At 43.0% G+C, this 24,789-nt stretch carries 22 protein-coding genes and 1 riboswitch; of the genes, 1 reads left to right on the top strand and 21 read right to left on the bottom strand.

The window, feature by feature from the left end; translation table 11 throughout:
* Positions 1 to 4: 4 nt before the first annotated feature.
* The 13 genes from BMI76_RS03300 to BMI76_RS03240 form a co-directional block, all read right to left on the bottom strand.
* A complete protein-coding gene (locus tag BMI76_RS03300; protein ID WP_075346180.1) occupies positions 5 to 541 on the bottom strand; it encodes a F0F1 ATP synthase subunit delta in 537 nt (178 codons plus the stop codon).
* Positions 541 to 1,035 (bottom strand): F0F1 ATP synthase subunit B, encoded by a 495-nt coding sequence (gene atpF / locus BMI76_RS03295; protein WP_075346179.1) that lies wholly within the window; start codon positions 1,033 to 1,035, stop codon positions 541 to 543. Before atpF ends, BMI76_RS03300 begins: the two co-directional genes overlap by 1 nt.
* Before the next feature lie 13 nt (positions 1,036 to 1,048).
* Positions 1,049 to 1,753: a F0F1 ATP synthase subunit A gene (gene atpB / locus BMI76_RS03290; RefSeq protein WP_075346178.1), complete on the bottom strand. Its 705-nt coding sequence runs from the start codon at positions 1,751 to 1,753 to the stop codon at positions 1,049 to 1,051.
* A 40-nt stretch (positions 1,754 to 1,793) separates the two neighbouring features.
* The gene (locus BMI76_RS03285; RefSeq protein ID WP_027975677.1) at positions 1,794 to 1,994 is read right to left on the bottom strand and encodes a F0F1 ATP synthase subunit C; all 201 of its coding nucleotides are present in this window, start codon (positions 1,992 to 1,994) and stop codon (positions 1,794 to 1,796) included.
* Between the two features lie 292 nt (positions 1,995 to 2,286).
* Positions 2,287 to 4,683 carry a glycogen/starch/alpha-glucan phosphorylase gene (locus tag BMI76_RS03280; protein ID WP_075346177.1) on the bottom strand — a complete coding sequence of 799 codons (2,397 nt, stop codon included), beginning with the start codon at positions 4,681 to 4,683 and terminating at the stop codon, positions 2,287 to 2,289.
* 199 nt (positions 4,684 to 4,882) lie between these two features.
* Positions 4,883 to 6,316: a glycogen synthase GlgA gene (glgA, locus tag BMI76_RS03275; RefSeq protein WP_075346176.1), complete on the bottom strand. Its 1,434-nt coding sequence runs from the start codon at positions 6,314 to 6,316 to the stop codon at positions 4,883 to 4,885.
* Complete coding sequence (glgD, locus tag BMI76_RS03270; RefSeq protein WP_075346175.1) at positions 6,316 to 7,446, bottom strand: glucose-1-phosphate adenylyltransferase subunit GlgD; 1,131 nt, start codon at positions 7,444 to 7,446, stop codon at positions 6,316 to 6,318. Before glgD ends, glgA begins: the two co-directional genes overlap by 1 nt.
* Positions 7,436 to 8,575 (bottom strand): glucose-1-phosphate adenylyltransferase, encoded by a 1,140-nt coding sequence (locus BMI76_RS03265; RefSeq protein ID WP_075346174.1) that lies wholly within the window; start codon positions 8,573 to 8,575, stop codon positions 7,436 to 7,438. Before BMI76_RS03265 ends, glgD begins: the two co-directional genes overlap by 11 nt.
* Positions 8,576 to 8,598: 23 nt before the next feature.
* The gene (gene glgB, locus BMI76_RS03260) at positions 8,599 to 10,485 is read right to left on the bottom strand and encodes a 1,4-alpha-glucan branching protein GlgB (RefSeq protein WP_075346173.1); all 1,887 of its coding nucleotides are present in this window, start codon (positions 10,483 to 10,485) and stop codon (positions 8,599 to 8,601) included.
* A 186-nt stretch (positions 10,486 to 10,671) separates the two neighbouring features.
* Positions 10,672 to 12,885, bottom strand: coding sequence for a type I pullulanase (gene pulA, locus BMI76_RS03255; RefSeq protein WP_075346172.1), 2,214 nt, complete (start codon positions 12,883 to 12,885; stop codon positions 10,672 to 10,674).
* Positions 12,886 to 12,899: 14 nt separating this feature from the next.
* Positions 12,900 to 13,943 (bottom strand): diacylglycerol kinase family lipid kinase, encoded by a 1,044-nt coding sequence (locus BMI76_RS03250; RefSeq protein ID WP_075346171.1) that lies wholly within the window; start codon positions 13,941 to 13,943, stop codon positions 12,900 to 12,902.
* 13 nt (positions 13,944 to 13,956) lie between these two features.
* Positions 13,957 to 15,915 (bottom strand): NAD-dependent DNA ligase LigA, encoded by a 1,959-nt coding sequence (gene ligA / locus BMI76_RS03245; RefSeq protein ID WP_075346170.1) that lies wholly within the window; start codon positions 15,913 to 15,915, stop codon positions 13,957 to 13,959.
* 325 nt (positions 15,916 to 16,240) lie between these two features.
* On the bottom strand, positions 16,241 to 16,753 hold the full coding sequence (locus tag BMI76_RS03240; protein WP_075346169.1) for a QueT transporter family protein: 513 nt from the start codon (positions 16,751 to 16,753) through the stop codon (positions 16,241 to 16,243).
* A riboswitch (PreQ1 riboswitch) is annotated at positions 16,751 to 16,847 on the bottom strand. Its footprint overlaps the gene before it by 3 nt.
* Positions 16,848 to 16,875: 28 nt before the next feature.
* Between BMI76_RS03240 and BMI76_RS03235 the strand changes: the two genes are divergently transcribed.
* Complete coding sequence (locus tag BMI76_RS03235) at positions 16,876 to 17,331, top strand: GtrA family protein (RefSeq protein ID WP_075346168.1); 456 nt, start codon at positions 16,876 to 16,878, stop codon at positions 17,329 to 17,331.
* 107 nt (positions 17,332 to 17,438) lie between these two features.
* Here BMI76_RS03235 and BMI76_RS03230 read toward each other — a convergent pair whose 3' ends face one another.
* From BMI76_RS03230 to BMI76_RS03195, 8 genes are all read right to left on the bottom strand, one after another.
* Positions 17,439 to 18,038, bottom strand: coding sequence for a response regulator transcription factor (locus BMI76_RS03230; protein WP_075346167.1), 600 nt, complete (start codon positions 18,036 to 18,038; stop codon positions 17,439 to 17,441).
* 1 nt (position 18,039) lies between these two features.
* Positions 18,040 to 19,131: a sensor histidine kinase gene (locus BMI76_RS03225; protein ID WP_075346166.1), complete on the bottom strand. Its 1,092-nt coding sequence runs from the start codon at positions 19,129 to 19,131 to the stop codon at positions 18,040 to 18,042.
* Positions 19,131 to 19,877 carry an ABC transporter permease gene (locus BMI76_RS03220; RefSeq protein ID WP_075346165.1) on the bottom strand — a complete coding sequence of 249 codons (747 nt, stop codon included), beginning with the start codon at positions 19,875 to 19,877 and terminating at the stop codon, positions 19,131 to 19,133. Before BMI76_RS03220 ends, BMI76_RS03225 begins: the two co-directional genes overlap by 1 nt.
* The gene (locus tag BMI76_RS03215) at positions 19,864 to 20,763 is read right to left on the bottom strand and encodes an ABC transporter ATP-binding protein (RefSeq protein WP_075346164.1); all 900 of its coding nucleotides are present in this window, start codon (positions 20,761 to 20,763) and stop codon (positions 19,864 to 19,866) included. The genes BMI76_RS03220 and BMI76_RS03215 overlap by 14 nt, the downstream gene beginning before the upstream one ends.
* 346 nt (positions 20,764 to 21,109) lie before the next feature.
* A complete protein-coding gene (locus BMI76_RS03210; RefSeq protein WP_075346163.1) occupies positions 21,110 to 22,042 on the bottom strand; it encodes a YihY/virulence factor BrkB family protein in 933 nt (310 codons plus the stop codon).
* An 11-nt stretch (positions 22,043 to 22,053) separates the two neighbouring features.
* Entirely contained in the window at positions 22,054 to 22,914 is an 861-nt protein-coding gene (locus BMI76_RS03205; protein ID WP_075346162.1) for a methionyl aminopeptidase, read from the bottom strand.
* Between the two features lie 21 nt (positions 22,915 to 22,935).
* Positions 22,936 to 24,219, bottom strand: a complete 1,284-nt coding sequence (spxR, locus tag BMI76_RS03200; RefSeq protein ID WP_075346161.1) for a CBS-HotDog domain-containing transcription factor SpxR — start codon at positions 24,217 to 24,219, stop codon at positions 22,936 to 22,938.
* Positions 24,212 to 24,766, bottom strand: coding sequence for a GNAT family N-acetyltransferase (locus BMI76_RS03195; RefSeq protein WP_075346160.1), 555 nt, complete (start codon positions 24,764 to 24,766; stop codon positions 24,212 to 24,214). Before BMI76_RS03195 ends, spxR begins: the two co-directional genes overlap by 8 nt.
* Positions 24,767 to 24,789 lie beyond the last annotated feature (23 nt).

The raw sequence follows: 24,789 nt of genomic DNA, 5'->3' as shown, positions 1-24,789 counted from the left end.
CTTTCTATTTCAAATTCATTTTTAATTCTTGTAATTGGCTGCGAATACTAGTGTCAATTACCTTGTTATTCGCCTTGAGGACAAAGCCGCCAATGAGCTCTTCATCGATATGTTCGATGAATTCTCGCTTGGTCAAGTCGAATTTCTTTTCAGCCAATGCAGCCAGCCGTTCTTTTTGGCTGTCTGACAAAGCAACGGCCGCTGTCACCTCAATGTCAAAAGTCTGCGTTTTGATGCTGAGCTCTTTTAAAACCTCTTCCATAATCGGCTTAAGCAAGCTCTGGCGCTCATTGTGCAGAATTATCTCAAGAAAATTGTTCATGTAATCTGAACCAGACTCTTGAAATAACCTGACCAAACGAGCCTTCTCAGACAGGCTGACAGCCGTGCTGGCTAGGAAATTCTGCACTTTGTTATCATCAAGGACACTTAAAATAGATTTAACATCATCATAGACAGCTGCTGTTGCATTTTTTTCAACCGCCACATCTACGAGACTTTTTGCATAGGTTTCTGTTAAAGCCTGCGTTTTCTTATCCATTAGGCATCTCCCAGCTTGTCTAAGTAACTGTCAATCAGGTCGCTCTGAGCCGTTTTATCAAGATTTTTTGCCATGATTTTTTCAGCTAAAAGAACACTGAGATCAGCGACATCTGCTCTGACACTTGACAGTGCTTCTGCCTTGCTGGTAGCAATGTCCTGATTAGCCTTGTCCTTGAGACGACCGACTTCTTCATGGGCTTCTGTGACAATCTTAGCCTCCTGAGCTTTGCCCGTTTCTTTGGCATTTTCAATAATTTGAACAGCTTCATCCTTAGCCTGATTGAGCTCAGCCTGACGCTTGTTTTCCAAAGTCTGGGCATTCTGACGCGCGTTTTGGGCATCGTCGATGTCTTTTGAAATCTTTTCTTCCCGAGCCTGAAAAATAGCAGTAATTTGAGACCAGGCAAATTTTTTAAGAAGAACAAACAGCAGAACAAAAGACCCTGTAGCAATAATAAAATTTCCGATAAATTGACCAACTGATACCGACATTTATTCTCCTTTCTTACTCTCCATTAACCTTTTTACTCAAATATATAGACGTCAACAGGGTGAAAACATAACCTTGCAAACATGAGATAAAGACAGAAAAAGCCGTCCAGACCAGATTAAGAGCAAGGGCAACAGGAGAGACAAAAACACTAACATCAACCATTTTTAAAATAAGACCTGTGACCACTTCTCCCGCATAAATATTCCCATAGAGACGCAAAGCAAGAGAAGCTAAGTTCGTGACTTCTTCTAATAAGTTCATCGGTGTCAGGCCGATAGGGGTAACAAAAGCTTTTAAATAGTTTTTTATACCGCGGCGTCTGATACCTTCAGCATGGACAATGATGGTCACAAAAATGGCCAGAGCAAAGTCATACATCATATTAGCAGTAGGTGATGTCCAGAGATTATACTCATTTGTTTCAACCCTGCTCATTAATCCCAGATTATTAGCAAAAGCGATAAAAGTGAACAAAGTAAACAGGAAAAGCGAATAGCGCTTCCCGTTTTCTTCACCTAAATTTTCCTTAGCAATTCCTGTTACAAAATCATAGAGATATTCTAAGACATTTTGTTTGCCCTTAGGCTTTAGTGTCATATGACGGCTAGCCCAAAAGACAAATCCAAAGACAGCAGCAACTGTCAAAAGAGACATGGCAAGTAAGGTCAAATCAAATGTTACCGGTCCAATGCTAATTGTTGGTGTGTTTGATTCCAACTAACTCCCCCCTTTTCTAAATAGGCAGGACACAAACCCTTTATCTAAGAATAAGTGTCATACCAAGGGTAACGAAGAAAGTACCTTCAATAAAGGCAACACCCAGAATCATAAGCGTTCTTAACTGACCGATAATTTCAGGCTGACGAGCGGCTGCTTTAAACAAGTTAGCGACCAAGTAACCTTCTGCCAAACTAGCACCAAAACAGGCCAAGCCAAGAGCCATAATACCTAAATTCATTTTGAATTCTCCTTTTAAATTTTTTTACTTGTTTAGTTTATTCCTATTTTCAGTGTTTGTCAACGAAAACCACAAATTGTTTGCGCTTTCCTGACCTTTAAATTTAAGCCTTTCCGAACATCCTTTTTCAGTCACAAAAAAGAAGCCAAATGGGGATTTACGACCCGGCATTTTTAAACTGAAAATGAGCACAGCTGCTGATTTTGCCGGATTAAATTGGCAGCAAAAAAGAGAACGGGAGCAAATTCCGTCAAAAACTTAGAATTTACTGTCCCGCCCTCTTTGGGAAGGCTTATTTTTCTAATTGCCAAATATCTTTAGCATACTCTGTGATGGTATCATCAGAGGTAAATTTATCAGAATTAGCAATGTTGCGCAGACTCATGCGAGCCCAACCTTCACGGTCACGGTAGAGAGCATCAATTTTTTCCTGCGCTTCCACATAAGAAGTGAAATCCTCAAGCAGGAAGTACTCATCATTATGCGTAATGAGAGCTTCGTAAATTTCTGCGCCTTCGCTTTGACAGTTTAGAATTGTTCCATTGATAAAGGTATCAACCACGCGCTTAATGACCGGGTTAGACTCATAAACACCGCGCGAATAATAATCATGATTGCGATAGTGACTGTACACATCATCCTTGTTCATTCCGAATATGACAATGTTATCATCACCGACTTCATCCTTAATTTCAATATTAGCACCATCAAGCGTTGCTAAGGTAATAGCACCTGTCATCATGAACTTCATGTTGGATGTTCCCGATGCTTCCTTGGAAGCCAATGAAATCTGTTCAGAAACATTGGCAGCCGGGATAATCAGCTCTGCTAAACTGACATTATAGTTTTCAAGAAAGACAACTTTAAGTTTACCTTGAAGGCTTTCATCGTTGTTAATAAGATTAGCCAATTCGTTAATAACTTTAATGACAGATTTGGCGAAATGGTAACCCGGTGCTGCCTTGGCACCAAAGATAAAGACACGGGGAACAAGATCAAGATTAGGATTATCCTTTAAATCCCAGTAAAGTTTGACAATATGCAAAACATTGAGCAGCTGACGCTTGTAGGCGTGGAGCCGTTTGACCTGAACATCAAAGATGGCATCGGTCGATACTTCAATACCGGTCGTTTCTTTGATATAGGCAGCCAGCTTCACCTTGGAATCCTGTTTAACGCGGTAGAAGGTGTTGAGAACTTCTTTATCATCAGCAAAGTCATTCAGCTTTCTGAGCTCGTGAATGTCTGTACGCCAGCCCTTGCCGATGGTTTGGTCAATTGCTGCCGATAATTCCGGTGCTGCAATCTGTGTCCACCGGCGTTGGACAATGCCATTGGTCTTATTATTAAATTTACCCGGATAGAGCGTGTAAAAATCATGCAGAGTATCTTCTTTAAGCAGCTCTGTATGGAGTTTTGCCACGCCGTTTACAGAATGGCCGCCGATAATAGCAAGATTAGCCATATGAATCTGATTGTCTTTTACAATCCGGGTGTTTTCAATAATATGCGGATCAATGCCTTTTTGTGCCAGACTGGCAACAAATCGATTGTCAATTTCGAGAATAATCTGGTAAACGCGCGGCAGGACATTTTTGAAAAGTCCGGCATCCCATTTTTCCAAGGCTTCTGAAAGAATGGTGTGATTGGTATAACTCATGGTCTGTACCGTCGTTTCCCAGGCCTGATCCCACTCTAAACCGTAATCATCAACTAAGAGACGCATAAACTCAGCCGGTGCAACCGCTGGATGGGTATCGTTGATGTGGACAGAGATTTTCTCATGAATCTTCTCCAAGGGCCGTCCCTGTTTCAGATAAGATTTGATAATGGTTTGCAAGCCGGCACTTGTCATGAAGTACTCTTGAATTAAACGCAGCTCTTTTCCTTCATAATTAGAATCATCCGGATAAAGAATAGCTGTGATATTTTTCACCCGCCGGCGGTCTTTCAATGTCGGGTAATTAAGCTCATATTCTTCGGGGATTTCAACGTCCCAAAGACGGAGATTGTTGATATTGTCATTGCCAAAACCAATCTGCGGAACATCGTAAGGTACGGCGCGGAGAACCTGAGCACCATCATAGGCAGGAACAATGCGCCCGTCTTCATTGGCCTGCAGATTTACATTGCCAAAGAGCTTCACTTCAACGGCATCATGGTCTTTACGGGTTTCCCAGACATTGCCGACCGATCCAAACCAAGAATCAGGCAGCTCTGTTTGATAGCCATTGACAATACGCTGTTTGAATAAACCGTATTTATAACGAAGTCCATTACCAAAGCCAGGATAACCGGTTGTTGCCAGCGAATCCATGAAAGCTGCCGCTAAGCGTCCCAAACCTCCGTTACCCAGAGCCATATCATGCTCAGCATTTTTAACATCATTAAAATCAATGCCCAAGTCGGCAAAACCTTCTTTAACGGTATCAAGAATGCCCAGATTCAGCAGATTGGTTTCAAGCATCCGGCCGGGAAGAAATTCAATGGAGAAATAATAAGCTACCTTTTGATGATTCTCTGAAATTTTGCGGTTTCTTTCCAGCCAAAGCGGTGTGTAATATTTGCGAATAACCTTTGCCAGCGAACTAAAAAGTTCTGTCGGGGTGGCATCAGGTACCTTAATCAGCTGTTCTTCATGAAGCGTATCTTTGAAATCACGGATAAATTTTTCTTTTGTGAGTTGCATTTTTTTCCTTTCATAAGAGACTGCAATAACTGCTAGAATTTGTGCTCTCAGCCGACAGACTGACTGCTGTTTTAAAGTCAGAGCAGGCAGCAACTTGCTGCTGACTGAAAAAATCTTTAAGAGCTGTCAGTCTATACTGGCTGAAAACACTGAATCCTAAGAGGCAAAAGCCTGCTGCTGCAGGACAATTGCTATCTTTTTATTTTGCTATTTCCTTGTAGAGATCTTCATAAGCCTGACTGGCTGTATCCCAAGAGAAATCCATGCTCATCGCATTTTGCTGCAAAATTTTCCAGTCTTCCTTCTTATTATAATAAACATCCAGCGCAGTCTCAAGTGTTTTGGTCAGCCAATAGCCTGAAAAGTCTTGGAAACCAAAACCAGTACCCGTTTTTTCAAATTCATTATAAGGAATAACAGTATCGCGAAGGCCGCCCACTTCATGCACCACAGGCAGCGTACCGTAGCGCATAGCCATCATCTGCGACAGACCGCACGGTTCAAAGGCGCTGGGCATCAGGAAAAGATCGCTGGCAGCATAAATCTGTTGGGCCAATTCTAAATCGAATGTGATGTTAGCAGAAATTTTTTCCGGATAAGCGTAGCTAAACCATGAAAAGGCATTTTCAAAATCAGCATAGCCTGTTCCCAGTAAGACAATCTGCAAGTCCAGCTGCATAATCGTATTGAGCTCATCAACAACCAGATTGAAACCTTTTTGGTCTGTCAAACGAGAGACAATGCCAATCAAAGGCACATCATCACGTACCGGCAGTCCGACACGTTCCTGCAGGGCTGCCTTGTTTGCAGCCTTTCCTGACAGGTCGTCTTTGGAAAAATGAGCTGTTAAATACGGATCTGTTTCCGGATTGAGCAAATCAGTGTCAATACCATTGACGACACCGCTCAGTTTGCCTGATTCCATCCGCATAATCTGATCAAGCCCCTTACCAAATTCGGGCGTCATAATTTCTTTGGCATAGCTTGGCGACACTGTTGTGACACGGTCAGCATAGAGAACGCCTGCTTTCATCCAATTCAAACAGTCATTCCAGCGCAGCGTCCCATCGCGGTAGCGCTCATCACCGACACCGAAAAGTTCTCCCAGCATAGACGGATTAAACTGACCTTGAAATTCAATATTGTGAATGGTGAAAACAGTCTTAATTCCCCGATAAGCATTGATCCAATGGTACTTTTCCTTGAGCAGATAAGGAATCATGCCGGTGTGATAATCATGCACATGAAGAACATCAGGAATAAAATCAATCTTTTCCATGGCTTCTAAGGCGGCCAATTGGAAGTAAGCAAAACGTTCCCCGTCATCAAATTCTCCGTAAACCTGACCGCGGTAGAAATAATGCTTGTTGTCAACAAAATAAAAATTAACTCCATCCTTAAAAATGTGTTTGATGCCCACATACTCGCGGCGCCAGCCCACATTGGTAAAGAAATAAAACAGATCCTTTATCTCACTACCAAACTTAGCATCAACAGCATCATAATAAGGAAGAATGACACTGACGTCGTTTCCGTTTTTAACAAGGGATTTAGGCAATGCCCCGATGACATCGCCTAATCCGCCAGTCTTCGCAAAAGGAGCTCCTTCTGCTGCTACAAATAAAATTTTCATCAAACCATATCCTCAACAATTTCACTTGCTTTTGCTATAACAATCGGGTTATCTGCTGTTCCGCGAATCGTTACTCCCGGTGCAATCTTGACATTCTTATCCAAAATCGCATTTTCAACCACAGCTCCTTCACCGATAGTAACCTTAGGAAAAACAATACTGCTTACAACTCTGGAATTATCCGCAATATAGCAAGTCCGTGAAATAATGGAATGCTCTACCGTACCTTTTACAATACTGCCTGAAGCAAACTGAGCATTTTTCACGGTTGAGTTAGATGCAAAATAGGTTGCTTCTTCATTTTTAACCTTGGTATAGACCTTTTGGTTAGAATAGAGGAGAGAATAGAATTTTTGGGAATCCAGCATATCCATATTGGCATCGTAATAAGACTTAACTGATGAAATATTAGCCAGATAGCCAGTGTATTCAAAGGCCAGAGCTCTTTCAGAAACCGTCAGATCACGAAGCAGGAAGCGAAGATTATGAGGATTTTCTTTTTGATTTTCTTTCTCCATCTGCTCAATCAGCCAAGGGGTATTAACAATGTAAATACCTGCAGACATTTTTTCAAATTCATTGCCGACATGGCTATCGTGACGGCCGGTAACGGTATCTGTTTCATCAATTTCCAAAATATCATTGGCCTTAGAAATAATATCAACAGGCAATTTCTTGTAAACAACTGTGATATTGCGCTTATTGGCATTGTGCAGGTGAATGACCTGCTGGAGATCAATGTTACACAGGATGTCGCAGGACATGTAGATGGTCTGATCTGACCCTGAGCGTTTGAGATAAGTCAAAATTTGATCATAGTAATCCTTGTCTGCGTAGATACTGTCTTCTCTGGTATTGTAGAATCCTAGGAAATAGTGACTCAAAAGAGTATTTAAGCCCCATTCGCGGCCGCTTCTGATATGGTCAAAAATGGAACGAATGTTTTGTCCACGGAAAATACCATAAATACTGCGAATCCCTGCATTAGCTAAATTCGATAACTGAAAGTCAATCAAGCGGTATTTGCCGTCAAATGGCAGGTTTGCCAAGGGACGCGTATCTGTCAGTCCTTCCATTTCAGGAAAGCCAATAGCGCTGCCTAAAATTGCAGAATATTTATCAATCTTCATTTGGAACCCCCACTACTTCATTGTAACCAATAACTTGAACTTCATCTGTTCCGTCAACTTCAACACCTTCACCAATTTTAGCACCTTCACCGATAATGGCACGGGTAATCTTAGCGCCTTCACCGATAACAGCACCGCTCATAATGAAGGAATCCTTAATTTCAGCGCCTTCTCTCACCTGAACATTGGTTGACAAAATGGAATGTTCAACCTTGCCGGATACAAAGCAGCCATCCACAACAAGGGAATCCTTAACGTCTGCTTCATCAGTAATGAAGTTAGGCGGTGCGATTAAGTTTCTGGAATAAATTTTCCAAGAACGGTCGCGGCTGTGGAGCTCATTGTCTTCTCCAATATATTCCATATTGGCTTCCCAGAGCGATTCGATTGTTCCCACATCTTTCCAGTAACCCTTGAAGTTGTAGGTATAAACACGTTCGCCTGATTCAAGGTAGGCCGGAATAACGTTTTGACCAAAGTCAGACATGTCAATATTATTTTTTTCAGCGTCTACAAGCATGGTCCGCAGACGGTCCCAATTAAAGATGTAAATTCCCATTGAAGCCTTGGTTGATTTTGGTTCTTTTGGTTTTTCTTCAAACTCAACGATACGGTCATTTGAATCGGTATTCATGATACCAAAACGGCTGGCTTCCTTGAGGGGAACATCAATAACAGCTACAGTCAGGCTGGCCATGTTGTCTTTATGCGTCTGAAGCATATCATCATAGTCCATCTTATAGATATGGTCTCCTGACAAAATCAATACATACTCAGGATTAATGCTGTCAATATAATCAATATTTTGATAGATGGCATGGCTGGTTCCTTGGAACCAACGATTTCCTTCTGTTGCGGAATACGGCTGAAGAACTGTCGTTCCAGAGTCAATGCCGTCAAGACCCCAGCTTGATCCATTTCCAATATGATTATTAAGAGCCAGTGGCTGGTACTGGGTAATCACACCAACATTATTAATTCCTGAATTAGCACAGTTTGACAGTGCAAAATCAATAATACGGTAACGTCCCCCAAATTGAACAGCAGGCTTTGCAATACTTTGTGTCAATTTGCCCAGACGTGTCCCTTGTCCTCCTGCGAGGATCAAAGCTAACATTTCATTCTTCATGTGAATTTCCTTCCCAAATGTTTTTATTTTCTTAAACGACGTTTAATTTTCCAGATACTTGCTCCCAAAGCCGGCAGAGTGAAACTGAGCGTATTTTCATAGTCCTTCCACAAATCCTTTTGCGTTTTGACCGTTTCATTATGCTCTTTCCAGACGCCGCCAAATTCTTCAAGTTCTGTGTTCCAGATTTCCTCATAAATACCGGCAACCGGCACACCTATGGTGAAATCTTTGCGTTCCACAGGAGCCATATTAAAGACGCAAACCAGTAAATCTCCTTTCTCGTTTTTACGGATGAAAGACAGGACACTTTGATCAACATTATCCGCATCAATTATTTCCAAACCATCATAGCTGGTATCGACCTGCCAGAGAACTTTGTGATCCTTGTAAAATTGATTGAGCTTGCTTGTAAAGGCCTGCATTTTCAAATTCAGCCCGTCTTCTTCCTCTAAATTGCCCCATTCCAATTCATGGTCGTATTTCCATTCTAAAAACTGGCCGTATTCGCTGCCCATAAAGAGCAGCTTCTTGCCGGGATGGCACATTTGATAGGTGTAGAGATTGCGCAGCCCTGCAAACTGATTGTAGCGGTCTCCCCACATCTTATGCATCAGACTCTTTTTCCCATGAACAACCTCGTCGTGCGAGAAGGGGAGAATAAAGTTTTCAGAAAAGAGATACATGAAACTAAAGGTTACCAAATTGAAATCATACTTGCGGTAAATCGGATCTTCTTCATAGAATTTAAGGATGTCATTCATCCAGCCCATATTCCATTTATAGTCAAATCCCAAACCGCCTTCCTCGCGGCGGCCTGTAATCTTGGTCATGGCCGTTGATTCTTCAGCAATCATCATGACATCCGGATGAGCCAGCTTAAGCACTGTATTTAAGCGCTGCAGGAAGTAGTAACCTTCCAGATTGCGGTTCCCGCCTTCTTTGTTAGGCTGCCAAGGCCCTTCATCATAATCCAGATAGAGCATATTGCTGACAGCATCAACCCGAATACCGTCAATATGATAAAAATCTATCCAAAATTTAGCACTGGAAATAAGGAAAGACTGCACCTGATTCTTCCCGAGGTCAAAGTTCAAAGCTCCCCAACGGTAGTTGTGGGCCCTGTCATGATCCTGATATTCAAAGGTCGGTGTGCCGTCAAAGTAAGCCAAGGCATCATCATTGATAGTGAAATGCCCCGGAACCCAGTCAACAATAACACCAATGTTGTTTAAGTGGCAGGCTTCAACAAAGTCTTGAAATTGCTCCGGTGTTCCATAAGTGTGTTCAAAAGCAAAGAATCCCATGAGCTGATAGCCCCAGCTCATGCCCAGAGGATGAGCCATAAGCGGCATGAATTCAACATGCGTATAGTTCATCTTAACCAGATAAGGAACCAGCTCATCTTTTAATTGGTCAAAGGTGTAAGGACTGCCATCCTCATTGTGCTTCCATGAGCCAGCATGAACTTCGTAAATATTAACCGGACGCTTAAAGAATCCTAAGCGTTTGCGGCGGCCTAGCCACAATCCGTCTTTCCATTTCTTTTCAGGAATGGTTCTGATCACGGAGCCTGTCCCCGGACGCTCTTCCAGATAAATAGCAAAGGGATCAATCTTTTCGACAATCTGTCCGCCCTGACGCGTCACAAGATATTTATAAATGTGCCCCTCCTTAGGCAAATCAGTAAAGACCTCCCAAACACCGGCTTCATTTTTTTGCATCTGCAGAGGATTGTCAAACCACCCTGTAAAATCACCGATCAAATGAAGATCTTCAGCATTGGGCGCCCAGACTCTAAAGACATATCCCTTAACACCATCTCTTTCGGTTTCATGAAAACCAAAATAATGCTGCGCATGGAAATTTTCACCCGTTCCGAATGTTCTCAATGCCTCTTTTTCGTCCATTCAACCACCTCCTCTAGTTAATTCGTTAAAAATATAATAATTATGCCTTAATAAAACAAAAACAACCCAAGCAAAAACTTGGATTATTTTTTAATTCAAGGACCACAGCTATCAAATTTTCAAATCAATGATTCAATATGAAAGCGCTATCTATATCTTTACTCATATTATAGCATACTTTTCATTCTATGTCATATTAATTTCAGTCTTTTTCTCATTTGCATTAAAGTCTAATTGGAAAACTTTACCAGCACCGCTGACATTGACAGTGACCAGTCCCGAGCCATATTCAGCCGACGCTACATAAACGTGTTTGCGAATGTCCTCAAAGCTCTGATATGAAAAGGCGGTTTCCTGCGTTTTCAAATAAATCAAATTTTTTACAAAATCAACAGTCGATCGATAGAGAGTGACATGATCCCAGTTAATCTGATTGACAGCATCGGGTGCATTATAACTGTTCATGGCCCGTTCCTTATCCGCAGCGGTCAGCTCCCCGTCAGAACCTGTCGCAAAGAGCTTAGTCCGCAGGAATTCCTGTCCCAACTGCATAAAGACCATACCCTGCATGAGAATGCCCAGACTGGTAGCCAGTTCCACCCGCTTAATGTGACTGGCCTTGTCATCTTCAGGGTGCAACTCTAAAAGAAGGTCATTCAGATTGTAGTTATCATGTGCTTCAACATAGTTAAGTACCTGATTGGGTGCCAGATAAGGTGCTAGCTCATCGCTTCCCAGCATTCCCTTGGCCAGTTCGTATTCGGTTGCTTCTCCAGAAACAAAGCCGCGTTTGAAATCCCCGTAAATCTCAGCACCTTTAATAGCATTTCTGACATCATCATTAAAGAAACCGATGCGAGGCATCTGATGGGCATTGTCTTTTTTAGCCTTATCTTCGGGCATGAGCCCAACCCCCATGTCCCAACCTTCGCCGTAAAGCAGAATATTCGGATCAATCTCATCAACAGCCTGCCTGATAGCGTTCATGGTTTCAACATCATGGAGCCCCATCAAATCAAAACGAAAGCCGTCAATATTATAGGCTTTTATCCAATAAAGGACAGAGTCAATCATATATTTGCGGAACATTTCCTTTTCGCTGGCTGTTTCATTGCCGCAGCCAGAGCCGTTTTGAAAGGAGCCGTCACGGTTCATGCGATAGTAATAGTCCGGCACTGCCAGCTGAAAGGCCGAATCTGAATTCGAATAAGTGTGATTGTAGACAACATCCATGATAACACCGATTCCTGCATCATGATAAGCCTGAATCAGCTGTTTGAGCTCAAGAATTCTAGTAGTCGGCGCTTGAGGATTGCTGGCAAAGCTGGCCTCAGGGACATTGTAATTTTCGGGATCATAGCCCCAGTTATAGGCATAGGAGCCATCTGCCTCAAAGGTTTGATGATGGTCAAAGACCGGCTGCAGCTGAACATAATTAATGCCTAAATTTTTAAGGTAGTCAAAGGCAGTTGAGTCGCCGTACTGATTTTTAGTGCCCTTTTCAAAGGCTCCCAGAAATTTTCCGCGGTTTTCCGGCCGAACGCCTGATGTTTGAGACTTGGAAAAATCTCTGATATGCATCTCTGTGATTACTGCTTTATTGGGATTGCTGAGCCGCCAGACGGCATCCCTGCCCTGCTTAACCGCAAAGCCCTCAGGCTGCAAATCGCTGGCTGCGACAACGACAGAACGTCTGCCGTCTGCTGTCGCTGCAATCGAATAAGGGTCTCTGGTATCCCTGAACGTCCGCTTCCTGTAATAAACACGATAACGGTAAGCATTAAAGTTCAGATCCCCTTCCACTTTTAAGAACCAGACTCCCTGCGTATTGGTCCTGTGGTCGGCAGGTGTTCTGCTGTCTCCCCGATTCATGCTGATGACCTGACTGACACTGGCGTTTTCAGTGGTTGAACTGTAAAGAATCAGCTCAACCCTCTTAGCTGTCGGCGCCCAGAGGCGAAATTCCGTCGCATCTTTTTGGTAGGAAAAACCCAGCCAGCCCTGAAAGCCCCATTCTTGGTCGAAACGCTTGCTGTTAACAGCCATATCAAAGGCATGCGGCTGGCGCTGACGGTAAGCATGGCTGGTCACAGCAGCCTGTCTGGAATAGTAAAGGGTGTTATCACCTTCAACAATCCACACCTCCATTTTAGGCAGACCGGGCTGACAGTTAATCTTAAAATCAGGTGTCCTGACAGACCAATCTGTATTTTTGACAATCAAATAAACATGATTTTGAAATGACTCTGATTCATAGGTAAGACTGCCGACAATTCCAAAACTGTCAAAGCGAGAAAAGGAAGCATCCTTTCCCATCTGCCCTTCCAGCCATTGCCACATGCTGAAATCAAAATAACGTCCTTTATTGCTGTGGTAGTGTACAACTACAACATTTTTCATGTATTCCTGCCTAACTAATTTGTCTCCTCTGACTTGTCCAGCCCATCTAAACTTTCGGCTTCTTTAGCGAATTTCTGAGCGATTGCTTCTAAGGCCAATTCTTCCGTATCAAGCGTAATCGCATCGTCAGAAATCTCATCTGTATTGGCGAAAAATTCAATATGATTATTCAGATTGCGCAATTCAATCGGTGCATCGCCGCCGTACTCACCATCAAGGTTAATCATCATTCTCTTAGGAGGATTGCCCTGAGGAATTATTTTCAGATAGCTCGTTTTGATGTATTCAATTTTTTTATGGTTGATATGCCGGCCGCCGGTAAGAACAAGCCGAATCAGATCAGTCAGTTCGAAGAGGTTGGCCGTCTTAACCAAAATCAAGGTGAATTTGCCATCGTCTAATTTGGCATCCGGAGCAATGGTTTCAAAACCGCCGACCGAATTGGTCAGAGCCACAAAAATCATGGAAGCTTCGCCTTCAAAAACACCGTGGTCGTGAAATACCTTGACAGGAACATTGCGGACGCGCGGCAGCAATTCAGCTCCCTTGACCAGATAAGCCAAGTAGCCAAATATCGTTTTCAGCTGACTGGGCACACTGTAAGTCAGTTCAGTCAGACTGCCAGCTGCGGCAATATTGATAAAGTATTTGTCCTTGTAAGCCTGACCGATGTCCATATGGACCGTCTGATTCTTGCCGATGAGCTTCGCTGCTTCAACCGGATTGCCGCGAGGAATCTTAAGGGCTCGGGCAAAGTCATTGGTTGTGCCGGTAGGAATAATGGCCATCTTAGGACGCCGTTTCAAAGGCGCAATACCGCTGACCACCTCGTTGATTGTTCCGTCTCCGCCTGCTGCAATAACAAGGTCAAAACCGGCAACAGCAGCACGCCTTGCTTCGTTTTTGGCAGAATCTGCTTCAGGAGTCGTTTGAAAAGCACTGGTCTCATAGCCAAAGCCCTCAAGAAGGTCTAAAACATCTGCCACATTTTTCTTCATGATTTCCTGACCGGAGGTCGGATTATAAATCAAACGTGCCCGTTTGCGTTTTCTTACCATATTCTTTCTCCCTTCACAGACTTTCTAACCAAGCCTCATCTTTAATTTCAATGCCTAAACTTCTGGCTTTTTCTAATTTTGAACCGGCATCGCTTCCTGCCACCACCAAACTGGTTTTTTTAGAAACACTGCCGACAACATTGGCACCAAGATTCTGCAGTTTTTCCTTGGCTTGACTGCGGGTCAGTTTTTCCAGCTTACCTGTCAGGACAACGGTCAGGCCTGACAGAGCCGCATCATCCGACACGCGCTTGCCCAGATAAGCCAAATTTAAGCCCGATGCCTGCAATTCCGCCAGGAGTTTTTGAGCGCCGCTGGTAGCAAAATAAGTTTTCAGTGACTGAGCAATAACTGCTCCAAGACCGTCAATAGCAGCAATTTCGTCAAAATCTGCCGCAGCCAACTGCGGAATAGTGTCAAATTTTTCCAGCAGAAGCCGGCTGGCCTTGCTGCCGACATGACGGATACCAAGGCCAAACAGCAGTTTTTCTGCCGAATTCTCCTTGGAAGCCTGAATGGCTTTATACAGTTTAGCCGCTGATTTTTCTTTGATCCCTTCAAGCTGCATCAAATCCTCAGTGCTCAGCTGATAAATATCAGCCACATCATGAATCAAGTCCGCCGCAAAGAGCTTCTCTACGATGGCAGGACCGAGCCCTGCAATATTCATGGCATTGCGGCTGGCAAAGTGAATCAGCTTTTCCTTGAGCTGGGCGGGGCAGCGAGGATTGACACATCTCAGCGCCACCTCATCCTCAAAATGAATCAGCCCGCTTTGGCAGGACGGACACAGATTAGGAATCGGCATTGCTTCCTGCTGCTGGCGCTTGGATTTGACAACATGCAGAACCGCCGGAATAATATCGCCTGCCTTATACACAACAACGGTGTCCCCGATTCGAATATCCTTATCAGCAATATAGTCAACATTGTGCAGGGTTGCCCGGCTGACAGTAGTTCCTGCCAGCTGCACCGGCGTCAGATTGGCTGTCGGTGTCACAACACCGGTTCGTCCGACCGTCCAGTCGACCGATAAAATTTCCGCTTCTTTTTCTTCCGCTGGAAATTTATAGGCAATAGCCCAACGCGGCGCCTTAACTGTAAAGCCAAGCTCCTCCTGCATGGCTAAGCTGTTGACCTTAATGACAATGCCATCAATATCATAATCCAGCTGAGAGCGCTCCTTTGCAACAGCTTCAATAAACTGCCAAATATTATCCATTGAGGAAGAAACGATATGGCGCGGATTAACAGTAAAACCCAGTTCAGCAAAGCTCTTAAGCACTGCTTCCTGACTTTCAGCAGCAGTTGGTCCGGCTTCTTGATAGATGAAAGTTGCCAGCCTGCGCTTGGCTACGATTCTTGTATCTAGCTGCCGCAGGGTTCCTGCCGCAGCATTTCGGGGATTGGCAAATTCCGCTTCCCCATTTTCACGGCGTTCAGCATTGATACTTTCAAAAGAAGCCTTGGGCAGATAGCATTCGCCCCTCACCGTCAGATTGATGGGCTGAGGCAGGTGCAAGGGAATGTCCTGGACGCGCTTTAGATTTTCCGTTATATTTTCACCGACGGTACCGTCTCCCCTTGTGGCACCGACCTGAAGAATTCCGTCTACGTATGTCAGAGAGATGGAAAGACCATCGATTTTCAATTCTGCTAAATATTCGGCCTGCGGAAATTCCGTTTTCACCCGCTGATCAAAAGCTTCCAGCTCCTCACGGGAAAAAGCATCCTGCAAGGAAAACAGAGGATACTCATGAGTGTACTTTTCAAATCCCTCTAAAACAGGTCCTCCCACTCGGTGGGTGGGGCTGTCCGGCAAAACATCCTGCGGGTACTTTTTTTCTAATTCTGCCAGTTCCCGATAGAGCCTGTCATACTCCGCATCAGAAACACTGGGACTGTCTTTGGTATAGTATTCTTTGGCATATCGGTTCAGCAGCTGAACCAGCTCATTCATACGTTCTTTCATACCTTTTATTTTACCATATTTTCACTGGCTTTCCTTAATTTTTAAATCAGAAAATAAAAACAAGATGAAAATTCATAAAAATGATTTCACCGACTGAAACGCATGCTCTGCTGCTTACTCCTAAACCATAATCCCAGCAGACTGCTTGAGCTGATAAATTCGGCAATTTTTTCCTGCAAGCATTGCCTTTCTTATACTCAATAAGAATCAAAAATAGACTAGGCGACGAGCTGCAGGCTGTACTAAGGTAGGGTAGGCAAAGCGAAGGCAACGACATATAGTTTTGATTTTTGAAGAGTATAAAAAATAACCTTCACACAGAAGGTTATTTAGTGAAATCAATATGTTTGCCGGCTCGGTCAATCACCAGTGCACCGATAAGCAGGGAAGCAAATTCTCCCAGAGCTGTTGTCAGCCAAGTTATCCAAAAAGGCGTATTAAAAATCACCTTTAATTCTGCTGCAATGGTAAACATAGACAAGGAAAAAAAGATGGCAAAATAAAAGAAGGCTTTGTTGATGAACCCTTTAAAAAGATAAGCATCTTTGTATTTGGCAAAAAGAATAACGCCTAAGCTGACAAAAATAAGGGTTGAGCCGCCGCCGACAAAAACATCTACCAGACCAATTGTGCCCATGGCATTGGCAATCATACAGCCCAGCGTTACAGCAATAATGTATTTAGGATTGAAAAAAGCCAAAAAATAAAGCATCTCAGCTAAACGAAACTGTATGCCGCCGTATGACAGAGCATTGAGAGGCGGTGTGGCAGTCAGCACCACGTATACAGCTGCTACAATAGCAATATGGCTTAAATCACGAACAGTTAATTGTTTCATTATTTCTCCTTTGACGGTTGTCCCGTTTATAATATGCTTGGTGAAAGGGAAGTAAGCACCAAGGGTTGCTGAGCAACTTATTCAGTATAGCATATTTCCACTTTTTTTGATATAGTAAGTTTATGAAAAAATTATTAACGACTGATTTTCTAAAAAGAGTAACCCGGCACGAAGTTTTTAAGTATTTGGTTGCAGGGGTTCTAACAACTATCTTTTATGCTATTCTTCGCATTGTAATCATCTACCCTATTTTGAAAAATGCCACCCTGACAACAACTATCGCTAATGTCTTGGCTATTGTTTTTGCTTTTGTGGTTAATGATACCTATGCTTTTAATCAGGCAAGGCAGGGCTGGCAAAGCCGTTTTGTCAAGTTTTTCTTGGCGCGCCTGTCAACATTGTCTTTGGATACTGGTTTAGCCTATCTTTTAGTTGACCAATTCCCGGGAATTATCGGCCAGTTTGTCGGCAATAACATGTCCTGGGTTAATGCTATCGCTACCTTAATCGGTCAGGTATTAATCATGGTAACCAACTATGTCATCAGTAAATTCTTTATTTTCAAAAATAAAAAATAAAAAAGCAGTCTTGCTGCAAATAGAAAAAGGAGAAAACAGCACGTTCATGATATGACATCGTGAGCCGCTGTTTCTCCTTTTTTAGTTGCAAATTATTTTTATCGATCTTAAATCCAATTCTCTTCACGCGCAATTCTGACAGCCTCTGTACGATTGCTGGCAGACAGCTTGTTAAAAATACCAGTCATGTAATTTCGGACTGTGCCGTTGGACAAGAAGAGTTTTTCAGAGATCTCCTGATTAGACAGACCTCTAGCCGCTAAAAGCAAGACTTCCTGCTCTCGCTGGCTCAGCGGATTTGACGTAAAAGTGACTTCCTCAATCAGCTCAGGAGAATACTCTCTTTGTCCGGACAAAACGGTGTGGATCGTCTGCATCAGCTCAGCAGTTGAGCGATCCTTCAAGACATAAGCATCAACATGGGCTGCTAAGGCACGCTTAAAATAGCCTGAGCGCTTGAAGGTTGTCACAATAATAACCTTAGCAGCCTGGTGGTGAGCACGAATCCACTCCAGCACATCCAGCCCTGTTTTCTTGGGCATTTCAACGTCCAAAATAGCCACGTCAATAGATTCTTTTTGCAGCAAGTCTATTGCCTCGGCACCATTGGAAGCTTGAAATATAGCCTCAACGTCATCTTCCATGAGCAAAAGCTGACAGAGAGCATCCCTCAGCATAGACTGATCTTCAGCTACTAATAATCTCATACTAATTCTCCTTATCTTTAAGTCTGATCTGAATAACAGTCGGCTGTTTGCTTGATAAAATATCAACCTGCCCGTTGACTAAGTACAAGCGCTCACGAATAGAGCTGAGCTCCTTTCCGGTCAGTTCATCAAAACCGCAGCCGTTATCTTCTATTTTGATGATAAAGCCGTCTTTTTCAAAAATATGAATCTGACAGGCCGAAGCCTTGCTGTGTTTGATAACATTGTTGGTCAGCTCCCGCAAAATCATAGTCATGCTGGATTGGATAACCGGTGATAATTGGTCCGTATTGACCGTATTTTCTACTGTTAGGCCAATATCAGACAGGGCAAACATCTCTGTAATCGCCGCCAATTCTTCTGTAACTGTCCGGTATTTGAGATTATTGATAAGTTCACGGACATTTTTCATAGATTCTTTGCTGATTTGATTGAGATCCAGCAGTTCCTTGCGGACAGCTTCTGTATTTTGCTTGTTCAGCTGTTTCAGCGCCAGTTCCGTTTTTAAGGTCATCATGGCAAAGGTGTGTCCCAAGGTATCATGCAAATCACGGCCGATACGGTTGCGCTCATTTTCAGCGGCCAGGAGATTAATAGCTTCATTCTGCTTGTACAGCTCCCTCTTCATTTGTTCTTCAATTTGAGTCTGATGTTGAGTATAAAGCATAGTTAAGACGAAAATCGCGACAAGAAAGAAGTAAACTTTGTTGAATGTTGATGTCGCACGAATAAAACCAACTAAGACCACAATCACGATTCCAAGTAAAAAGGAAATAAAGCGATAACTCTTTATCTTATCCCCAAATCGCCAGACGAGAAGATTAACGAGAAAGAAGAAAAACCACATCATAGAGCCTTCGATAAAGCAAGATATCCAGACGATATAACCTAACAAGTAAAACCAGAGGCAGGCAATTATTTTAGGATAGTCATCCTTAATATGAATAATGGCGATAAAGGCCAGCGCAAAAAGCACGGACGGTAAAAGCGTCCACAAGGGATAGCCAAACCAGCTGACACCGCCCAGCGGAAAAATCATAAAGACCAGCGCTACATAGTAGAGCGGATCCGTTTTTTGAAAGGGTCGAAACATCATTTCACCTCAAGCTTTTTTCCGACTGCAATAGCAATCGCTAAGACTATGATAGCATATCCAAAGAGAATCGAGAGTGACTGGATGGAAAAATCTTTATCAAAATAAGAAATTACCGTGTTATTAAAGTGATACGTCGGTGTCCATTTGGCTAGTTTCTGCATCACATCAGGAAAGGTTGATACCGGCATCCACAATCCGCCCAAGACAGACAGCCCCATGTAAAATATATTAGCAACTAAAGAGAGGGTCTGCGCAGACTTGATATGAGCAAAAAGGGCACCAAACGGCATGAAGCAGGAAGCTCCGACGAATAACAATCCTCCTGCTGTCAGCCAGTCTTTCCAGGGCATGGACACATCTTTGACAAAGTGACCGACCAGAAACACAGCTATGATCGCCAAAACAAAGTGCACCAAGATAGTTATAATTTTACTGGCATAATACTGCCACAAGGGGACAGGGCTGTGCTGAACAGCCTTTAAACGATTGCCGGTCTTATCCTCGTGAAATGCAAAAGGCAGCGAGTAAAAAGCAAAACTGAGGCTGGAAAAAGCGGTCATTTGCAGCATGTACTGTCTGATCCAGACTTTAGCCATTTCTTTTGGCATGGATTCATCATTAGCCCAAATAGTAGTAAAGAGCAGGAAAAAGCCAATTGGCATGCCAACAGCCATAATTAAATTAGATAAAGAACGTTTATTGACAAGGTATTCTTGCCTTAACATTGCTTTAAAGGTTTTCATGAGCTTTTTCCTCTCTTTCATTTTCAAAAATACTGTCAAGCAGGGTTCGGTTGGCCATTTCAATATCTTCAATAGGACATCCGGCATCTTCTAAAATCTGCCAGATTGTTTGAACTTCCTTGGTTGTGAAGGTTATTCTGTCTGATTTAACAGCTAAATTGTAAATAGACTGATCTTCTATATTCTCTAGATAGGCAAGCGGCAGCGTGAAGACCTTCTCTTTTTCTTCAGCCCGCATAAGATAAGGCGTAGTATCGCGCAGCAATTTTCCATCATGCAGCACCAAAATGCGATCCGCTGTATGCTCTACTTCCTCAATATAGTGCGACGAATAGATAATCGTTTTCCCCGCTGCCTTTAGCTCATTAACAATTTCCCAAAAGCGTTTGCGCGTGCTGGTATCCATCCCGGCTGTCGGCTCATCAAGAAAAATAATATCCGGCTGACCGATAATGACTTGAACAAAAGCCAGCAAGCGGCGCTGACCGCCGGAGAGCTTTTCAGCAAATTGATTTTTTTGCTCAGTCGTAAAACCAAGCAGCCTGTCAATCGCTGTGTCAGACAAAGGATTAGCATAGATACTTTGCTGAAACTGAAGAAGTTCTGAGACTTTTAACTTTTGTTCGGTTAAATTTTCCTGAAAAAGGATGCCGACCTTGCCCTTAAGCTGTGAATCATGGGCCGATTTCCCCAGCACTTCAATCTGACCGGCTGTTGGATGATAGTCTCCCAAAAGACAGGACATAAGTACCGTCTTGCCTGCCCCATTGGGACCGATCAAGGCCATACAATCGCCCTCATTAACCTCAAAAGAGAGGCTTTTCAGTACTTTTTTATCCTTAAAATTTTTTGTCAGCTGTGAAACTTTAATGACTGTTTTAGTCATATGGGTTCTCCTTTCATGAGCTGCAAAAGCCTACTGAACCTATAGTGACAATAGAAAAAGCAGCAAGTCACAAAGCTCTGGGAGCTCTGCCTTTTTCGAAAGTGGGATAAAAGCCTGTATGCCTGGTAATTTTGGCACCTCCTGTTATAAGCACTAAAAAGCAGACAGCAGCTATTATTCTTTCTTTTTTCTTCACTTTCTGCTTTTATTATAAAAAATAAAAAACATTCCGTTTAGCACAGAATGTCATATCATGACATGACTTTTGTCATGTCTCATTGTATAAAGGCTGACCTTTCACAGCTGATTACCCAGAATGAACAGGCAGCTAACCTGGCTCAAGCCATCATTTCTTGTTTTCTTCATCTTTTTTGGCCATATAATCCCGTCTGGATTGGATAATAGTGATAATGTTGCCTCGTCTTGGTTTAAATTCCTTAACGTATTTTTTTTGATAACTGGCATTTAAAACAGCCCCTAAAATCAGAATTCGGGCAAAGACAATAAACCACAGCATTAAAGCAAACAAGGTCACCGATCCAAAAACCCGGAGATTTTCCATGCTGGCGGTGGCATATCTCAGATAAGTCCCAAACACGCTCGTCATTGTAAAGAAGAGAATACTTGTAAAGATCGTACCCGGCAGAATATAGCGGATTTTCCTGATTCGAACATTAGGCAGAATATAGTAGAGAACTGCTAAGGCAACGAAGAAAATCGCAGCAGTTACCGGCTGGGTTAAATTCATCAACATATCATACAAATCCTGATTGAGATAAGAATTGTGATATAAAAAAGTCAGCACCGTCTTACCAAACGTTGACAGTATGATGGCCAGTGCTAAAAAGAAGATCACCAGCAAACTGGAAAAAATTCCGACAATATGCCCTAAAATCAAATCACGGTGATCTTGAATGCCGTAGGATTTATTCATGGACTTCTGCAAAAAAGTCAAACTCTTTGACATGGTCCACAGACCCGTAACAACAGCCAGCCACAAGAGACTGGTGGAGGGTTTGTTGAAAATCCCGACAACAATACCTGAGGTGCTGTCATAGAGCTGTTCAGGCAGATTATTCTTCATAAACGATAAGAGTTCCGAAGTATCTATATTCAGATAAGGAAACAAGTTGGCAAGCAAGATCAAAAAGGGAAAGATGGTCAAAATCAAATAGTAAGCTACTGCTATACTGGAGAGGTCCATCTCAGAGCTTTTATAGTAGGTTAAAAAATTTTGAACATACTGGCTTGCCTGTAATTTTTCAATAAACTTTTTCACTGCAACTCCTATTAATAGGTGCCTTCTTCTCCTTGACTGGTAAGAATACGCGGACCGTCTTTGGTAATAACAAACTGATGTTCATATTGGCAGGAAAGACCGCCGTCAAGCGTCTTGTGAGCCCAGCCTGTCTGCATATCAGTATCAATTTCCCAGGTTCCCGTATTGATCATAGGCTCGATTGTCAGCACCATTCCTTCTTTCAAGCGCAGACCGCGGCCGGCTCTGCCATAGTGGGGAACATTGGGTTCTTCATGCATGGTCGGACCGACACCGTGGCCGACTAAGTCGCGGACAACACCATAGCCAAAGCTTTCAGCATATTCCTGAATGGCTGCACCAATATCGCCGATACGGTTGCCGACAACAGCTTTTTCAATACCCTTATAAAGACATTCTTTGGTAACATCCATGAGCTTTTTGACTTCTTCAGAAACATTTCCGACAGCATAGGCCCAGCAAGAATCAGCGATACCGCCGCGGAAACTGTCTGTATGTTTTTTGACTTCAGCAACGTTGTCAAAATTCAATTTCGACACATCCAGATCCTCTTTAGCAATGGGTCCGCCAAGCACCATATCGACTTTAAGAAGATCGCCCTCCTTCAAAGTATAATGGCGCGGAAAAGCATGAGCCACTTCATCATTTAAACCGCAGCAGGTGGCATAGGGATAATCCATAAAATGACCGTCTGCCCCAATTTGTAAGGGCAGGAAATTTTCTTCCTTGCAGCGTCTGCGGACATATTCTTCAATTTCCCACATGTCCAGTCCCGGCTTAATCAAATCACGCAAACCGATATGAATGCTGGCTAAAAAATCGCCGGCCTCATCCATCGCTTCAATTTCACGCGCTGATTTCAATGTAATCATGTTTTAGTTAACTCCTTAGTTTTAATTCAATTTTGTCGTCACGACGGCTTTGGTGACAACCTGACTGCCGTGGTAAATTTCAAAGTCAAGCGTCGCACTCCGTCTGTTTTCAGTGATGACCTTGGGCTGAATTTTCAGCAGGTCATCAATTTGAACGGCCTGTAAAAAGTATAACATCATTTGTTCAATAATGATATTCTTTTTATGCTTTTGCGTCAAGACGCGCATGGTAATATCTTTTAGAAATTCTGTTAAAACACCGTGTGCCAGATTGCCCGCCGGATCAATCATAGCCGGTTCCACTACAAATTGAAAGCCGGTTTTTTCCTCCTGCAGATTGGCGGTAATCTGTTCGCTGTAAGTATAAGTGCTGGTTCTTTGAAAATTTTGCAGATTTTCCATCACCTGCCGGCGCGTAATAACACCTAAAAGGCTGTAATCTTCCTTAACCACCGGCAGCATATCATAATCTTCAAAAATCATCTTTTGGCTGATATTGGCCAGACTAAGCGTCGGTTTTGCGACTACAGGGTTCTTAGTCATCAGCTGATTAAGAATCACATTGGGAGCCTTGCCGGCGACATCTCTCATACTGATAACACCGACAACCATATTATGGCTGTTGATGACCGGATAGCGGACATGATTGGTCTTTTTAATCAGATTGTTATAGTCCTTGACGGTGTCTGTGTCGTGCAGAAAGCCATGATAGACCTTTTCCTGATAAACCTCTTCAACCGTCTTAATATCAGTCTTGATACGAACATTGGAAAGAGCTTGATTGATAAGTGTGGCAACGGTAAAGGTATCATAGTTAGTTATCATGACGGGAATTCCCAGCTGATTGGAGGTTTCACGCACTCTGTCAGACACAGGAAAACCCCCGGTTACGAGGATGGCATTTTTATTTTGCAGAGCCAAAAGCTGAATATTTTCACGGTCTCCGACAATCAAAAGGCCATCCTTGGTCAGATAGCGGTGAATATTGTCAATGGTCATGGCACCGATAGAAAACTTGCTGAATTCGTGGCTGAGCCCAGATTCGCCGGAGACAACTTCTGACTCGCTGATATTGGCAATTTCCTTGTAAGTCAGCTTATTTAAACGCACACGCACCTTTTTTTCGACACGAATGGTGCCGCTGCGCGGCCGGGTCTCAACAATTCCGCGGTTTTCTGCTTCTTTAATGGCTCGGTAGGCAGTTCCGTCGCTGACTTTCAAATGATTTGAAATGCTTCTGACACTGACGCGTTTGCCGATAGCCAGATTTTCCAAATATTCTAAAATATCTTGATGCTTACTCATCTGTCTTCTCACCTATCCTTCGTTCATATCTTAAATAATCACGCATCCTATGAGTGTAGCGGTCGCTTCCTTTAAACTGTTTGACCAAACTAAAGCCGGCTTTTTCTGCCACTCTGGCACTGGCCGCATTCTCCTTATGGATAACAATCTGCAGCAGTTTTAAATCAAATTCCTGAAAGGCCAGAAAAACCAGATTTTTGAGCGCCTCAGTCGCCAGCCCCTGCCCCCAGTAATCCTTATGCAGAAAATAGCCAATTTCCGCCCTTTTAGCCGTCACATCAAGTTTATCAAAACGGATAGCTCCTATCATTTTATGATTTTCCTTGTGTTCAAGGGCCCAGACACCCAAGGGATTTTTCATAAAATAATGGACCAGCAAAAAATCACTTTCTGCCAGACTGGCCTGATGAGGGAAAATAAAGGGCAGATTCTGTTTATTCCCAGCTATTTCATAAAAATCTTTGTGGTCCTTAAAGGTAAAGGGACGCATGAAGAGATGCTGGATCTCAAATTCCGAAAAACGTCCTAACTGTGTCCATATATCCATAGTGTTATATTACAGTTTTTTAA

The sequence above is a fragment of the Streptococcus sp. 'caviae' genome (assembly GCF_001937065.1).
Lineage (GTDB): Bacteria > Bacillota > Bacilli > Lactobacillales > Streptococcaceae > Streptococcus.
The sequence above is the reverse complement of the archived record's forward strand: the minus strand, read 5'-3'. Positions and strand labels throughout refer to the sequence as shown.